Annotated in this window: 16 protein-coding genes; 11 read left to right on the top strand and 5 right to left on the bottom strand. The window is 56.9% G+C overall.

Annotated elements, in window-relative coordinates:
- Window positions 1-111 precede the first annotated feature (111 nt).
- Entirely contained in the window at window positions 112-717 is a 606-nt protein-coding gene (locus EP166_RS13170; protein ID WP_127557678.1) for a hypothetical protein, read from the bottom strand.
- Window positions 718-789: 72 nt separating this feature from the next.
- On the bottom strand, window positions 790-1038 hold the full coding sequence (locus EP166_RS13165; protein WP_127557677.1) for an accessory factor UbiK family protein: 249 nt from the start codon (window positions 1036-1038) through the stop codon (window positions 790-792).
- A 294-nt stretch (window positions 1039-1332) separates the two neighbouring features.
- On the opposite strand from EP166_RS13165, the gene glnK (EP166_RS13160) reads away from it, so the two are divergent.
- From glnK (EP166_RS13160) to glnK (EP166_RS13150), 3 genes are all read left to right on the top strand, one after another.
- The gene (gene glnK, locus EP166_RS13160; RefSeq protein WP_028670788.1) at window positions 1333-1671 is read left to right on the top strand and encodes a P-II family nitrogen regulator; all 339 of its coding nucleotides are present in this window, start codon (window positions 1333-1335) and stop codon (window positions 1669-1671) included.
- A 30-nt stretch (window positions 1672-1701) separates the two neighbouring features.
- Window positions 1702-2916, top strand: coding sequence for an ammonium transporter (locus EP166_RS13155; RefSeq protein WP_127557675.1), 1215 nt, complete (start codon window positions 1702-1704; stop codon window positions 2914-2916).
- Window positions 2917-3096: 180 nt separating this feature from the next.
- Window positions 3097-3435, top strand: a complete 339-nt coding sequence (glnK, locus tag EP166_RS13150) for a P-II family nitrogen regulator (protein WP_028670786.1) — start codon at window positions 3097-3099, stop codon at window positions 3433-3435.
- Window positions 3436-3483: 48 nt separating this feature from the next.
- Here the strand turns inward: glnK (EP166_RS13150) and pspF are convergent, their stop codons facing one another.
- Window positions 3484-4482 carry a phage shock protein operon transcriptional activator gene (gene pspF / locus EP166_RS13145; RefSeq protein ID WP_127557673.1) on the bottom strand — a complete coding sequence of 333 codons (999 nt, stop codon included), beginning with the start codon at window positions 4480-4482 and terminating at the stop codon, window positions 3484-3486.
- 213 nt (window positions 4483-4695) lie between these two features.
- On the opposite strand from pspF, the gene EP166_RS21165 reads away from it, so the two are divergent.
- The 7 genes from EP166_RS21165 (at window position 4696) to EP166_RS13115 (ending at window position 10599) form a co-directional block, all read left to right on the top strand.
- Window positions 4696-4857, top strand: coding sequence for a hypothetical protein (locus EP166_RS21165; RefSeq protein ID WP_164743932.1), 162 nt, complete (start codon window positions 4696-4698; stop codon window positions 4855-4857).
- A gap of 65 nt (window positions 4858-4922) precedes the next feature.
- Window positions 4923-5597, top strand: a complete 675-nt coding sequence (gene pspA / locus EP166_RS13140) for a phage shock protein PspA (protein ID WP_127557671.1) — start codon at window positions 4923-4925, stop codon at window positions 5595-5597.
- A 49-nt stretch (window positions 5598-5646) separates the two neighbouring features.
- Complete coding sequence (pspB, locus tag EP166_RS13135) at window positions 5647-5880, top strand: envelope stress response membrane protein PspB (protein ID WP_127557669.1); 234 nt, start codon at window positions 5647-5649, stop codon at window positions 5878-5880.
- Between the two features lie 18 nt (window positions 5881-5898).
- Complete coding sequence (gene pspC / locus EP166_RS13130; RefSeq protein WP_127557667.1) at window positions 5899-6336, top strand: envelope stress response membrane protein PspC; 438 nt, start codon at window positions 5899-5901, stop codon at window positions 6334-6336.
- Between the two features lie 305 nt (window positions 6337-6641).
- On the top strand, window positions 6642-8816 hold the full coding sequence (locus tag EP166_RS13125) for a pectate lyase family protein (protein ID WP_164743931.1): 2175 nt from the start codon (window positions 6642-6644) through the stop codon (window positions 8814-8816).
- 129 nt (window positions 8817-8945) lie between these two features.
- Window positions 8946-9500, top strand: coding sequence for a hypothetical protein (locus tag EP166_RS13120; protein WP_127557663.1), 555 nt, complete (start codon window positions 8946-8948; stop codon window positions 9498-9500).
- 88 nt (window positions 9501-9588) lie between these two features.
- A complete protein-coding gene (locus tag EP166_RS13115; protein WP_127557661.1) occupies window positions 9589-10599 on the top strand; it encodes a Gfo/Idh/MocA family protein in 1011 nt (336 codons plus the stop codon).
- On the opposite strand, the gene EP166_RS13110 is transcribed toward EP166_RS13115, so the two are convergent.
- Window positions 10572-11405 carry a substrate-binding periplasmic protein gene (locus EP166_RS13110; protein ID WP_127557659.1) on the bottom strand — a complete coding sequence of 278 codons (834 nt, stop codon included), beginning with the start codon at window positions 11403-11405 and terminating at the stop codon, window positions 10572-10574. The two genes, EP166_RS13115 and EP166_RS13110, sit on opposite strands and share 28 nt — an antisense overlap.
- A 194-nt stretch (window positions 11406-11599) precedes the next feature.
- Window positions 11600-13297, bottom strand: coding sequence for a glycoside hydrolase family 13 protein (locus tag EP166_RS13105; RefSeq protein ID WP_246026291.1), 1698 nt, complete (start codon window positions 13295-13297; stop codon window positions 11600-11602).
- A 203-nt stretch (window positions 13298-13500) separates the two neighbouring features.
- Between EP166_RS13105 and EP166_RS13100 the strand changes: the two genes are divergently transcribed.
- Window positions 13501-13974 carry a lipocalin family protein gene (locus tag EP166_RS13100; RefSeq protein ID WP_127557655.1) on the top strand — a complete coding sequence of 158 codons (474 nt, stop codon included), beginning with the start codon at window positions 13501-13503 and terminating at the stop codon, window positions 13972-13974.
- The last annotated feature ends 168 nt before the right edge of the window (window positions 13975-14142 follow it).

Here is a 14142-nt window from a genome sequence, read left to right as displayed (position 1 = left end):
CCCGAAGTTAAGCCTACACGGATGTATCCACGGCGCCCCCTCAGTAGCAGCCCTGCCATCCGTCGCGGGCTCAAGGCGATGTGAATAACCTTAACTCCGAAACTCGAGTTACTAGATCTGCCCGAACTGGAAGCTGATGAATACGCTGGGGCCGGAGATGTCGCTGGCATCCAGGTTGTCGATCAGTGGTTCGCTGGTCAGCCGATAGGCACCGCCGATGCCGATTTCCAGAAAGTCGGTCACATTGACCTCGCCGGAGAGGCTGAATTCGCTGACCAGGAAGTTGGCATCTTCATCGTCGCTGCCGCCGCTGTCGACGATGGATACATTCCCCGCCCCCAGCAATACCTTGCTTTCCCAGTGCACCACCCGATCGGGCTGGTGGGTATAGCCCATCAGCAAGCCTGCATAGCCCATCTCCAGCTTGCGCCCGGTGTCGTCCCATTCCAGTTCATTGACCAGGCCGTAACCGGCACCGCCGATGATCAGCGAATGGGAGCCCGAAGTGAAGGTTGCGCCACCCTCGCCACCGATCATGACGGCATTGTCACCGTTGACCGGTCCCAGCTTAACCAGTGGCCCGCCAAAGCCCCCTGACCGCGCATCCTCCATATCGATCAGCGCTGTTTTTGTGTGGTCAGATGCCTGGGCAGGCACGCATAGCAACAGTAAAGCAGTGCCGGCCAGTGCCGGGGTGATCAACGGGTTGGTGCGCATCGTGTGTCTCTCCGCTAGGAACCAGATGTCAGTGAGTGTAGGCGAGTGCCTGGCCCGGGCCAGTGGCGGAAGTCATGGCTTTAGCCGGCTTTCCAGATCGGCCAGTTGTTGCTCAAGGTCGGCCAGTTGCTCGCGCGTGCGCTGCAGCACGGCCTGTTGCGCTTCGAACTCCTCGCGGCTGACGACATCGAGTTTGCTCAGTTGCGCTTGCATCAGGCTGCGCAAGTTCTGGCGCACCTCGCTGCGGGCCTGCTGGCCCTGGCTGAACAGTTCGCTCGCCTGACGGCTGATCTGGTCGAGTAGGTCTTCGGGCAGTTTCATGGCTGTGCTCCATCGGGGTGCTTTCATGCCGCACACTTATTGTGCAGCGCTCCAAATCGGTGCGTCACAACGTGGTTTGTGACGCAGTTCAATGGCTAACTGCTTGATATTAAAGGGTTAGTCGAGTTGGCACGGGCTTCGCTATAGACCCTCCACGGATGAAACCAATCGCAGCCAACCGTTGCATTGGACATTGTAACTCGGGTGACCGGCTGCCGCACTGATGGTGGCGGCCAAACCCTCGGGCCGGTGCTGATTCTCAGCGCAACGGTGGAATCAACAGGAGTGAACGACATGAAACTCGTATCAGCCATTATCAAGCCCTTTAAGTTGGACGACGTCCGCGAAGCGCTGTCAGAAATAGGCGTGCAGGGCATTACCGTGACTGAAGTGAAAGGCTTTGGTCGTCAGAAAGGCCACACTGAACTCTATCGCGGCGCAGAGTACGTGGTGGATTTTCTGCCCAAGGTGAAGGTTGAGGTCGGTATTTCAGACGAACTGCTCGACCGCGCCATCGAATCGATTACCAAGGCCGCCAACACCGGAAAAATCGGTGACGGCAAGATCTTTGTGACCCCGCTGGAACAGGCGATTCGCATTCGTACCGGCGAAACTGGCAACGACGCGATCTGAGCCGGGTTGACTAACGGGAGAGACTGAACAATGAACGAATTGACGCAAGTACAATACGCACTCGATACATTTTACTTTCTGATCTGTGGCGCTCTGGTGATGTGGATGGCCGCGGGCTTCTCCATGCTCGAAGCCGGCCTGGTCCGCGCCAAGAACACCACAGAAATCCTGACCAAGAACGTAGCGCTGTATTCCATTTCCTGCACCATGTACCTGATCTGCGGTTACGCCATCATGTACGACGGTGGCCTGTTCCTGACCGGCATTACTGAAATCGGCGACGGCTACTACTCACCGTCTTCCGACTTCTTCTTCCAGGTGGTGTTTGTTGCCACGGCCATGTCGATCATCTCCGGTGCGGTTGCCGAGCGGATGAAGCTGTGGGCCTTCCTGGTGTTTGCCGTTGTGATGACCGGCGTGATCTACCCGCTGGAAGGTTCCTGGACCTGGGGTGGTCAGGCTGTGTTTGGCATGTACACCCTGGGCGACCTGGGCTTCAGTGACTTCGCAGGCTCTGGCATTGTGCACATGGCAGGTGCGTCTGCTGCACTGGCTGGTGTTCTGTTGCTGGGTGCTCGTAAGGGCAAGTATGGCAAGAACGGCGAAATCAACGCCATTCCAGGCTCCAACTTGCCGCTGGCGACCCTGGGTACCTTCATCCTGTGGATGGGCTGGTTCGGCTTCAACGGCGGTTCCGTACTGAAAGTCGCGGATGCCGAAAGCGCCAACGCCGTCGCCCTGGTGTTCCTGAACACCAACGCTGCTGCCGCTGGTGGTTCTATTGCCGCTCTGATCCTGGCACGCCTGTGGTTCAAGAAAGCTGACCTGACCATGGCCCTGAACGGTGCCCTGGCTGGCCTGGTGGCCATTACCGCTGAACCGTCAACACCAACCCCGCTGCTCGCCACGCTGTTCGGTGCCCTGGGTGGCCTGGTTGTGGTCTTCAGCATCGTGACGCTCGACAAAATGAAGATTGATGACCCCGTTGGTGCCATCTCGGTGCACGGTGTCGTCGGTCTGCTGGGTCTGTTGCTGGTGCCGTTCACTAACGATGGCGCAACCTTCTCTGGCCAGATCATCGGTGCGCTGACCATCTTCGTCTGGGTATTCGTCGCCTCACTGGTTGTCTGGGGCATCCTCAAGGCGGTTATGGGCATTCGTGTCACCGAGGAAGAAGAGTACGAAGGCGTCGACATTGCCGAGTGCGGCATGGACGCTTACCCGGAATTCACTGGCTCCAAGTGATCTCCGGCAAGTTGATCTAACCTCCAAAAGGGCCTTCGGGCCCTTTTTTGTTGCCTGGGTGACCAGAGCTTCCATTTTGACAGGTGTTTGAAATCTCCTATACTCGAATTGTTAACGGCCAGACCAGTAGGGTATGCTCATCGCATCTATCGGCTATTCCGTTACTCTGAGGAGTTCAGCATGAAGCTTGTAACTGCCATTATTAAACCGTTCAAACTCGACGATGTTCGCGAATCCCTCTCTGAAGTGGGTGTTCAGGGCATTACCGTCACCGAGGTAAAGGGCTTTGGTCGCCAGAAGGGCCATACCGAGCTGTATCGCGGCGCCGAGTATGTGGTCGATTTCCTGCCCAAGATCAAACTCGAAGTCGCCATCGACGATGCCAAGGTGGAGTCCGTTATCGAAGCGATCTCCAAAGCCGCCAACACCGGCAAGATCGGCGACGGCAAAATCTTTGTCTCATCACTGGAGCAAGTCATCCGCATCCGTACCGGCGAGACCGGCGAAGACGCGGTGTAACCCGACTGCTCTCCCAGCAGACCGGGGTGTGCCCGGTCTGGCACCCTATTAACGTTGTCTCTTCTGCTCAATTAACCCATGTTTTCTCAGCTGGCTGCGAAACTGATGGTAACTCAGCCCCAGCGCTTCAGCCGCCCGCCCCTGGTGACGGCCATTGGCATCCAGTGCGCCTTCCAGTAACGCCACTTCATAACGACTGACCTGTTCGCTGAAACTCTCGCCTGGGTTGGCTGCAAAGCCGTTTTCTGTGGTTTCCGGTGCGGGTTGCCAGGGTGAGTGAAAGGGGTCGAGCACCAGGTCGTCAATTGGTTCGGCTTCATTGCCCCAGCGGTAGACGCTGCGTTCGATGGCGTTCTTGAGTTCGCGGACATTGCCGTAGAAGGGGTGTCTGGTTAGCTGCTCCAGTGCCCGGTCGGTAAACCCCGGAAACACCTCCCAGCCCAGTTCACTGCTCATCTGAATGCCGAATTGATCGGCAAGCAGGGTGATGTCGTCGTGTCGGTGGCGCAGGGGCGGCAGGGTGAGTACGTCGAACGCCAGGCGGTCGAGCAAGTCGGCGCGGAAGCGGCCTTCTGCGGCCAGGCCCGGCAGGTGTTCGTTGGTGGCGGCGATGATGCGCACGTCGACGGTGAGGGTTTGCTGGCCGCCGAGGCGTTCAAATTCACCGTACTCGATCAGGCGCAGCAGTTTTTCCTGTAACGCCTGCGACATGTTGCCTACTTCATCCAGAAACAGCGTGCCTTCGTGTGCTCGTTCGAAGCGGCCTTTGTGCAGCCGGGTAGCGCCGGTAAAAGCGCCGGGTTCATAGCCGAATAGGTCAGCATCGAGCAGGGATTCGCTGATGGCGCCGCAGTTGATTTTCAGAAACGGTTGTTGCCAGCGCTGCGACAGAAAATGCAGCCGTTCGGCGATCAGTTCCTTACCGGTGCCCCGCTCGCCGATGACCAGTACAGGGCGAGTGAGCGGGGCGACCTGGGATACCCGGTCTAGGAGGTCAGACAAGGCCGGGCTTTCACCAAGGATTCGCTGTGGGCTGCGCTCGGTCATGTCTGTTCTCTATGCATTGGTTTGAATGGCTAAATAAATTAGCTTTTAAAGCTAATAAAGTCTAGCTCTATGTGAGGTGAAATCCATAAAGTTCTTATAAATCAATGGATTAGCGACTTGGCACAGTATCTGTAATAGCAAAGGCGTAACGCAACCAATCACTGACGATTTGCTGTAGCCAGGGATTATCAGACAGAGGGACAGGCTATGTTTATGTTGAACCCGCGCGCACCGCTGTACATGGGCATGATTACGCTGAGCAGCGCCCTGGCGGTGGTGACGCACCTGGGCATCGGATTATTGACCTTCGTTTGGATGACCATGCTCTACGAGAGCATTACACATCTGTTCGCGCGGTCTCCCAACGAACGTTAGAACACCGCTGAACGATTGTTTCAGCAGGCTTATTAACCACTATTTGGCAATCAGGAGTGTGAGCTATGGGTATATTTTCGAGACTGACCGACATCATCAATTCCAATCTGACCGCCTTGCTGGACCGGGCTGAAGATCCGCAGAAGATGATTCGGCTGATCATTCAGGAAATGGAAGAAACGCTGGTGGAAGTGCGCAGCAGTTCGGCGCGCATCATTGCCGACAAGAAAGACGCTCAGCGCCGACTGGACCGCTTGCATGCGGAAGTGGCCGAATGGGAAGCCAAGGCTACCCTGGCACTGGAGAAAAACCGGGAAGATTTGGCCCGCGCTGCGCTGGCGGAAAAACAGGTCCTGCAGGAAGAAGAAGCTATCATTGAGCAGGAGTTTGCGGCGTTGGATGAACACCTGAAACAGTTGTCCGGTGAGATCGGGCAGTTGCAGCAAAAGCTGACCGATGCCAAGGCCAAGCAGAAGTCCATGGTCATGCGGCATCAAACGGTGTCGAGCCGGCGCCGGGCGAAAGAGCAGCTGTCGCGTGAGTCGCTGCAGGATGCTTTTGAGAAGTTCGAACGCTACGAGCGCCGCATGGATTCAATGGAAAGCGAGATCGAGGCGATGGATCTTGGCAAGAACGAGCGCACGGATCTGGCCGGGGAGATCGACAACCTGGTTCGGGACGACAGCATCAATCTTGAGCTGGAACGCCTGAAAGCAAAAATGAAAAACCGTCCGGAATAATATTGAGCCACGGGCTGGTCTGATTGGCTGGCCCGCAAGGAGTTAAGGCATGCATTTCTTTGAATTTTTGTTTGTCCCAACCATTCTGTTTTTGGTGGTGGTGATGCCAATCTGGCTGGTGCTGGACTATCGCCACAAGGGGCGAACCCGGCAGGGGTTGTCTGAGGATGACCAGGTGAAGTTGGATGACCTGCTGCGCACCCTCGACAAGGTTGTCGACCGGGTCGATGCCCTGGAAGGTATTTTGGATGAACGCAGCCCCCGCTGGAAGCGGGAACGCTGATACGTCGGAGAGACTCTAATGACTAAGAAAGAATTCTGGCAGCGTCGCCGCGAAGGCTTCGGCATGAACCTGTACCGGAACAAGAAAGACGGCTGGCTCGGCGGTGTCTGTGCGGGTCTGGCCGACCACTTTAACATTGAACCCTGGATTGCCCGATTGATCGTGGTGGCGGGATTTATGTTTTTTGGCTTCCTGACCATGCTGGCCTACATCGGCGCCTGTGTCGCCATGGCACCTCGTCCCAAAGGCCCGGTGCAGCAGGAATACCAGTACGACGAGAACAGCCATCAGGACCGGCCGCGCAATCTTTTTCGCTACGGTGAAAGCCCCAGCGAGCGGCTCAGTACGGCTCAGGAACGCCTGAACCGCGTCCTGAGCCGGGTCGAACGAATGGAGCAGTACGTGACCTCCAAGCGCTATGAACTGGACCGGGAATTCTCCAAGATTCAGGACTAACCGGCACCCTCCGCCACACCACTGGGACGCAATGGCACCGAAGAACATGATCGGCTCGTACGTTGCGCCTGGTGAGCCTCCTGCTGGGTTTACACGCCACCCGTCAACAATCGGAATAACCAGAAATGATCGCGGTTAAAACGTTAACTCTGTCTCAATGATTGCAGAACTTGCGCACAATTCGAGACAACACTGCTCCTATTAATGGTATTACGCCACAATTCCAATGTGTTCCGAGTGACCCTTCCTGACCGATGTTTTATTGTCATACATTAACATTCCACAGGGATCAGGTGACACTCATCATGAAAAGAACACTCTTATTGTTAACCTCACTGGGACTGCTCAGCGCATGCCTGGACGAGGACGTTTCCATTGTTGTTTCCAAACCAGACAAAGGCGAAGCAACTGAAGAGGTAACATCGCCCGACGAGTCAGATGCAGAGGACGTACCCGCCGACCAGGATGAGGATGAGAGCCCGGCCGGGCCTTTGGTATTACAGGAAAATGAAAGCGGTTTTTGCGGTGTTGAAGGCGACATCGAGACAGAACATCTGGGCTTTACCGGCACCGGCTACGTCAACAGTGAAAACGTTAGCGGTGCGACCCTAACCTGGGCCGTTCAGGCGCCGCAGGCCGGTTCGTATTCACTGAGTGTCCGGCACGCCAATGGCGGTAACGCCGCACGGCCAGGCACGTTCAGTGTGAACGCTGTTGAATCCAGTTTGGTGGATTTGTTACCCACCCAGGGCTGGACTGACTATCAGCTCACTGACGGGATGCCGGTGTATTTGAACGAAGGCCATAACGACATCACGTTGGTGGCTACCAGTGATTCCGGCCTCTCCAACATCGATTATCTGACGTTCGACAGCAATGAGCTGACCCCCAGTGAATGCGGTGATGGCCAGAGCGACGACACGCCGCCACCCGACGATTCAACACCGCCAGACGATTCGACGCCACCCGATGATTCAACACCGCCGGACGATTCGACGCCACCCGATGATCCAACACCACCGGATAATCCAACGCCACCAGATACCGATCAGGCCTGGCGAGATGCGTGCCGGGAGCTGGTGGACAACCCGGCCGTAAACTGGCGTTCATCACCGGTGCTGACGACCGACCAGGAGATTGTCAGCTGTCTGCATCAAAGCCTTGGTCAGCCGATCGGTTTTGGTGAGCACAGTACCGGCGGATACGATGCATCCGGCAATAGCACCCTGGTCGTTATTCGTCGCGATGCTGAAACCTCGGTTGAGCAGCAGTTGTTTGATGCCATCAGCACGGATGACCCACAATGGGTGGTATTCGACAAGCAGGGTTTCACCGAGCCGACGGATATCTCCTTTCATCGCCTGTATTGCGCAGATCCGAACGTCAGATCGGCATTGGGTAATGCCTCCGTCGGCGAGTGTATGGAGCCGCCGTTGTGGTGTTCGGTGAATGCCATATCATCGGAAGACTGCCTGAATGAGTTTTATAATGTGCGGCTGAACGATTCCAGCCTGCCCATTCGCAACCGGATGATTCATTCCAACACCACCGTGGATGGCCGCGGCAGCCAGGCTTACATGCTGTTTAATGGCTTCGCCATCGGGTCGGACTCCGGAGGCAAGTCAACCCACGCCAGTCGCAATGTCATCATTACCAATATGGAGTTTCGTGGGGCGGGCCATGTCGAAGACCATGATCTCGATCCGGATATGATTCGCTCAACCGGGGAGTCTCACGATATCTGGATTCACCAGAATACCTTTGATAATACCGGCGATTCGGCCTGGGATATTAAAGTGGGCGCTTATGATGTGACCTTGTCGTTTAACAAGCTGATTAACGTCAAGCGTACTGGCTTGATGGGCTCCAGCGACAGCAGAACCATCAATGAGCAGATTACCGCGACACTGCACAATAATCTCTTCGTCACGCACGACGAATACTACAGCGACAAGCGGTATGAGACGCTACGCCGTATACCCTTGTTGCGGCGTGGTCAGGCCCATTTGTTCAATAACGTATTCTATGGCTATCGCAAGGATATCCTGAGCATTCGCGTGGGCGGCCGCTTGCTGTTTGAAGACAACATGGTGCTCAACAACAGTCAGCAGGCAGAGGAGCGAGGCGATTCAATGTCTTATTTTCAGGAAAACCTGCTGCGCGATTTCCGTGAAGGTGGCCTGAACGTGGTTGGCAGTCTGGTTTGGCTGGCCAATGAAGATTGCCGGGCAACCGGTGAGCCGGTTGATCTGACCTCGAATCAGGGCTCCACGCCCGACATGCTTGCCCAGTACGACGAACGCTCGCAATCGGTGTTTTCAGGGCACCGGATGAACGCAGGCAACGACCTGGCGGACTATGTGTTTGCGACGGCAGGTAAAGGCGGGTTAACTCCCTATGTATCCGACTTCGCCGACACCACCTTCGATGTGATTCAGCAGGCACCTGAAACCTGCCAGTCACCGAGTTTCGCCAACTAGTCAGTTGGCCGTGCTGTTGTGCTTCAACTGGCAGCGCGGCCACCTAGATGCGACTGACTGGCCCGCGCCGGTGCATTGCGGTACAGTGCGGCCAGTTTATTTATTTCAGCTCACAAAAGAGAACCTGCCGTGTCGCATCGCCCGGATGATCCGTCAGCCGACCGCACTCCGGTTACTGGCTGGCGAGACGCCATACGCCGCCCCACCTTCTGGATAGTCATTGTATTACTGATTGGCTTTGTCTATCTGCAATGGCCAACCCGCCTGAAACCGGTTGATCAGCCCGACTACGTAACAACAACGATCGACGACGCCATTGCCGTGGAGTGGGAGGCCGAACCCAGTGCCCAGCCGAATGCGGACACCGACGCCTGGTTCTTGCGACGTCGGGGTATGGATTTTCTGGTACAAACCGGCGACTTGACGCAGCCATTGCCCGAACTGGCCGCCCGCATGCTGGAGACCGATCGCGAGCAGGTGGCCGGGAGCGTTTACGAGCCCATGCAAAGCACTGGATCGACTGCTCGATACGCCTTGTACGATGCCGAAAACCGGATACAGCGCCACCGGCTCTATGCGGTCGACTCAGGGTGGGTAAAAATATCCGTCTTGTACAAAGGCCAGAATGAAGAACGTGAAGCCCGGGCTCAACGATTTATGAACCGGGTTACGCCCCTGCAGTGATCGCCTGGCTGGCGTTGGCATCTGAGCAACCGCGCGCATTCGAACCAACAACAAGAACGGTCCCGAGTGACCCAAAGGAGTGTCCCGCATGACTTCTGAACTTTCATCCGCACCCTATCGCTGGGCCGTTGTTGGCACCGGTGGTATGGCCGACCAGTTTGTCGCCGATGCCCGGCACGGAAACGGCGGTGAGTTTGTCGCCGTATGCTCGCGCTCCCAGGCCAGCGCACAGACCTTTGCCGACCGCCATGGGCTTGCACTGGCGTTCGACGATCTCGACACCCTGCTGGCGCGGGATGACATCGATGTGGTTTATATCGCCAGCCCCCACACCCAGCATCGCCAGCAGGCCCTGGCAGCTATGGAGGCGGGCAAGGCCGTCTTGGTCGAGAAACCGGCCACCCTGAACGCAGCCCAGACCAAAAGCCTGTATGAGACGGCTGAACGGTGCCAGGTGCTGTGTGTTGAGGCTCTGTGGACGCGCTTCAGCCCGGTTTACCGGTCGGTTCTGGCGGATCTGAAATCCGGCCGTATCGGCCAGGTGCGCCATTGCCAGGCCAGCTTCGGTTTCGCGGCACCGGCTGACCCGGATCATCGACTGAACGCCCCTGAACTCGCCGGTGGCTCATTGCTGGATATCGGCATTTACCCCCTGTTGTTGCCACTGGATCTGTTCGGCGCGCCTGTGGATATTGAGGGTGATGTGACGCTCGGCGTTCGCGGCGTCGACCGGTCGGCCGATCTGGTGTTGCGGTATGCGGACGGGGCACGTGCATCGCTGTCGTACAGCCTGGATTTTCCGTTGCCGACGCAGGCGGCCATCAGCGGCGAAGACGGCTGGGTGGAGATTAAAGCGCCCTGGTTCGCCAGCCAGGCGGCCCGCTGGCAAGTAGGTAAGGCACCGGTCAGCCAGCAGCAATACCCATTGCTGGGGCGTGGCTATCACTATGAATTCAGTGCCGTGAACCGCAGTCTGGCAGCCGGCTTGCTGCAATGTGAAGAGCACAGCTGGGCCGATTCGCTCGCCCTGGCCGAGGTAATGGACCGCATTCGCAAGCGCTGGGGGCCAGATTACGGGGCCGAGCTGGAAGGCATCTGACGAGGGTAGATGATCGTCAGGTAGTCGTCGACGAAGCGGGCGTATTCGTTGTCCTGCTGCAGGTCCGCCAGGGCCTGGTTTACGCTGGCAATCAGGGCGGGCGAACCGCTCTGGTTGCGCGGAGCAATAAAGTGCATCGATACGGTTTCTACCGGAAACGGCAGCGCCCGGATGGCCGAATGCGGAACGCCAGCATTGCGCAGTAATTCGCGTGCCACATAGCGGTTGATCTTGACGAAATCGGCCTCGCCAGACTGCAGCATGGCAAAGCAGCTTGGCATATCCGTAGGGGTAAGGCGGGTGATAGAGCCGCTTTCCACCAGAGGGTTCAGGGCGGGTCCGTGCGCAAAGCCTTCAGGCAGACATAAGGTCAAGCCGGCCAGATCTTCCGGGCTGCTGGCGTTGATGGTGCTCGACTGATCAACGTAGGCGTAGGAACTGACGGTAAACAGCGGGTCTGAAAACAGATAGTCTTCAAGACGTTGTTCCGATTCGATGTAGGGAAAAGTGCCGGCATAGTCGCCGTCCAACGCAGCCTGATAGCCGGTGGCCCACCCGGTAATGTCAATCTCAACCGGCTGAACGATTTGCTCGAACAGATAGCGCACCAGGTGCGTGGCCAGGCCACCTTCGGGCAGGGTCTGGTCGGAAAACGGCGCATAATTGTCACCGGTGACCAGCCGAACCGTCGAGGCGCTTTCCGCCCATACAGCCGCCGGAAAAAACCCCAGCAGAATGCCAACCGCCAGTCCCCTCAGTGCGGGAGGGGGCGGGTGTTTGCGGCGAGGTTTCCGGTTGTCTGACATGGCGCTCACTTCGGTCCGTAGTCGGATCAACGGTCAGTATACCGTCATTTTCAACGACGAACGCAACTATTATCAGGGCGTTGAAAATGGCCTCCTGCCTTTTCCAAGCCACGAGAACCAGACAGCGCGAAATTACCGGGACGGCCGTGTTCCGGTAGCAGGTTGATGGATTACGATGCGTGTTTACCAGCCTGCTAAGCGGTGTTTGCGCTGCGAATCCGGTACACCCGTGCCTCGAAAGGTGCCAATGTTAATGAATGGCGTGCCGCGTCGGCTGGCTGATTTCCAAGCACCAGGGCCGCGTTGTCCAGATCAACCGGTGCCGGATCGACCGCTGCGGGTTGACCGCTCAGGTTGCACAGCACAATAAACCGATCATCTCCGCTGCGGCGGTAGGCAAAAATCTGCGGGTGCTCTTCCAGCATCAGATCGTATTGGCCGTAAATGAGCGTCGGGTGTTCGCGACGCAGGCGAATCAGTTGCTGGTAATAAGCCAATACCGAATTCGAATCCTGTTGTTGGCTGGCGACGTTGATATTACGGGTGTTGGGGTTTACGGCGAGCCAGGGGGTGCCGGTGGTAAAGCCACCGTGTTCGCTGCTGTCCCATTGCATGGGAGTACGTGAATTGTCGCGGGCGTTGTCGCGAATGCTGGTGAGAATATCCTCTTCCCCCCAGCCCTGTTCGCGGCGCTGTCGGGCCAGGTTGTGGATGGCCACGTCGTCGAATTGCTGCAGCTCAGTGAAGGGGTAGTTGGTCATGCCCAGTTCCTGGCCCTGGTAAATAAAGGGCGTGCCCTGCATCAGGAAATAGAGGGTGGCGATGGCGGTGGCGCTCTCTCGCCAGTAATGGTCGTCATCCCCCCAGGTTGAAACAATGCGGGGTATGTCGTGGTTTTCGACAAACAAGGCATTCCAGCCCTGGCCTTCCAGCCCTTTTTGCCAGCGCGTCAGCACCTGTTTCAGGTGCGGCAGATCGAGCCCGGCAGCGCCGTCGGTTTGCCAGAGTTTGAGCTGTTCGAACTGAAACAGCATGTTGAAGTTGCGTTGTTCGGGCGCGACCCACTCGGGCGCCTGATCGACGGTGACGCCATTGGCCTCGCCGACGGTCATGATGTCGTAGTGGGCAAAGGTGTTGGCGCACAGGTCACTGATGTAATCCATCACGCCATCGACGTTCATGTGGCCGGCGGCGGAGGGCACGGTCGGCAGCCCCTTGGGGTTCGGCATGTCTGGCAAACCCGGTAGCTTGCGAATGTGGGAGATGGCATCAATGCGAAACCCGTCGACGCCTTTGTCGAGCCACCAGCGCACCATGTCGTACAGGGCGGCGCGCATCTCGGTGTTTTCCCAGTTCAGGTCGGGCTGTTTGCGTGAAAAGACGTGCATGAAATATTCATCGGTCGCCGCATCGTATTCCCACACCGACTCGTTAAAAATGCTTTCCCAGTTATTGGGTGGCTGGCCACTCTTGCCCTCGCGCCAGATGTACCAGTCCCGTTTCGGGTTGGTTTTCGATGAGCGTGATTCAAGAAACCAGGGGTGTTCATCACTGCTGTGGTTCAACACCAGGTCGAGCAAGATGCGCAAGCCGCGCTTGTGGGCTTCCTCCAACAAGCGATCAAAATCGGCAAGCGTACCGAAGTCGGCCATGATGTTCTGATAGTCACTGATGTCATACCCATTGTCGTCGTTCGGCGACGAGAAAATAGGGCACAACCAGAGCACCGTTACCCCAAGTTCCTGCAAGTAGTCGAGCTTGCGGATAATACCGTTCAGATCTCCAATGCCGTCGCCATTGCTGTCCATAAAGCTGCGCGGATAAATCTGGTACACCACGGCTTCTTTCCACCAGGCGCGATCGTATGTGTGAGTAGTGAAAGTTGTAGTCAAGTGGTGTTCCTGTGAGGTTTGAGCGCAGAGTAATGAAGCAGCTCCGGAAAATGAAGCCTCCATCGCTCAACCTTGTGCAGAATCAACCCCGTTCAGAGTGATATAACCCAACGGATTCGAAGGCGACTATTGTGAGGCGGGTCCTGAACAAATCACAGTTGAATGGGTATACTCCGGGTTCATTTATCCGTTAAGGAAGACCCATGAAACCGATTGCAAAGCTCACCGCAGGCCTGTTCATCGCCTCCCTGGCCCCTCTGGCGCTGGCTGAGCCCGACCCTGATCTGCTGGTGGGCACCTGGAACTGCGATTATTCGGAAACCACTGATGGTGTGGAGCTCGATATGCAGTTGAAGGTCAACTATCGCGCTGACCGAACCGCTGTCTATGATATGACCATGAACATGGAAGTGCCGTCGATGGCCCCGATGAATCTGGGTGTTGCTGGCAGCGGCAACTGGTCACTTGAGGGCGATCAGCTCACAACGACCACGACTGAAGTCAGCGCCGAAAATCTGGGTGAACCCAACCCCATGGTGGATATGATGATCCCGCAGATGGAAGCCGGCATGATGCAGGAATCCGAGTCTGTCAGCACCATTGTTGAGCTGACCCGGAATCGTCTTGTAGAACGGACTAATGAAGCCGATGCGACGACGGTGACCTGTACTCGTTAGTTGTACGTGCCAATAAATTTAGCTGTCCGTACACCTAAATTACCCGCCAAACCAAGTGCTGGCTGCCGGGTAGACCTGACCGGGGAAGTCTGAGGCATGGACTAAAACGCCGGGAGCGTTTTAGCATGAGCGTAGCGAGCCCGGAGGGTGAATCCCATGGAGGGGATT

Source organism: Saccharospirillum alexandrii (assembly GCF_004000275.1).
GTDB lineage: Bacteria > Pseudomonadota > Gammaproteobacteria > Pseudomonadales > Natronospirillaceae > Saccharospirillum > Saccharospirillum alexandrii.
The sequence above is the reverse complement of the archived record's forward strand: the minus strand, read 5'-3'. Positions and strand labels throughout refer to the sequence as shown.

What these genes read in the sequence shown, in the direction of transcription:
- EP166_RS13170 (WP_127557678.1), bottom strand. Translation starts at nt 717, where the DNA reads ATGCGCACCAACCCGTTGATCACCCCGGCACTGGCCGGCACTGCTTTA.
- EP166_RS13165 (WP_127557677.1), bottom strand. Translation starts at nt 1,038, where the DNA reads ATGAAACTGCCCGAAGACCTACTCGACCAGATCAGCCGTCAGGCGAGC.
- glnK (WP_028670788.1), top strand. Translation starts at nt 1,333, where the DNA reads ATGAAACTCGTATCAGCCATTATCAAGCCCTTTAAGTTGGACGACGTC.
- EP166_RS13155 (WP_127557675.1), top strand. Translation starts at nt 1,702, where the DNA reads ATGAACGAATTGACGCAAGTACAATACGCACTCGATACATTTTACTTT.
- glnK (WP_028670786.1), top strand. Translation starts at nt 3,097, where the DNA reads ATGAAGCTTGTAACTGCCATTATTAAACCGTTCAAACTCGACGATGTT.
- pspF (WP_127557673.1), bottom strand. Translation starts at nt 4,482, where the DNA reads ATGACCGAGCGCAGCCCACAGCGAATCCTTGGTGAAAGCCCGGCCTTG.
- EP166_RS21165 (WP_164743932.1), top strand. Translation starts at nt 4,696, where the DNA reads ATGTTGAACCCGCGCGCACCGCTGTACATGGGCATGATTACGCTGAGC.
- pspA (WP_127557671.1), top strand. Translation starts at nt 4,923, where the DNA reads ATGGGTATATTTTCGAGACTGACCGACATCATCAATTCCAATCTGACC.
- pspB (WP_127557669.1), top strand. Translation starts at nt 5,647, where the DNA reads ATGCATTTCTTTGAATTTTTGTTTGTCCCAACCATTCTGTTTTTGGTG.
- pspC (WP_127557667.1), top strand. Translation starts at nt 5,899, where the DNA reads ATGACTAAGAAAGAATTCTGGCAGCGTCGCCGCGAAGGCTTCGGCATG.
- EP166_RS13125 (WP_164743931.1), top strand. Translation starts at nt 6,642, where the DNA reads ATGAAAAGAACACTCTTATTGTTAACCTCACTGGGACTGCTCAGCGCA.
- EP166_RS13115 (WP_127557661.1), top strand. Translation starts at nt 9,589, where the DNA reads ATGACTTCTGAACTTTCATCCGCACCCTATCGCTGGGCCGTTGTTGGC.
- EP166_RS13110 (WP_127557659.1), bottom strand. Translation starts at nt 11,405, where the DNA reads ATGTCAGACAACCGGAAACCTCGCCGCAAACACCCGCCCCCTCCCGCA.
- EP166_RS13100 (WP_127557655.1), top strand. Translation starts at nt 13,501, where the DNA reads ATGAAACCGATTGCAAAGCTCACCGCAGGCCTGTTCATCGCCTCCCTG.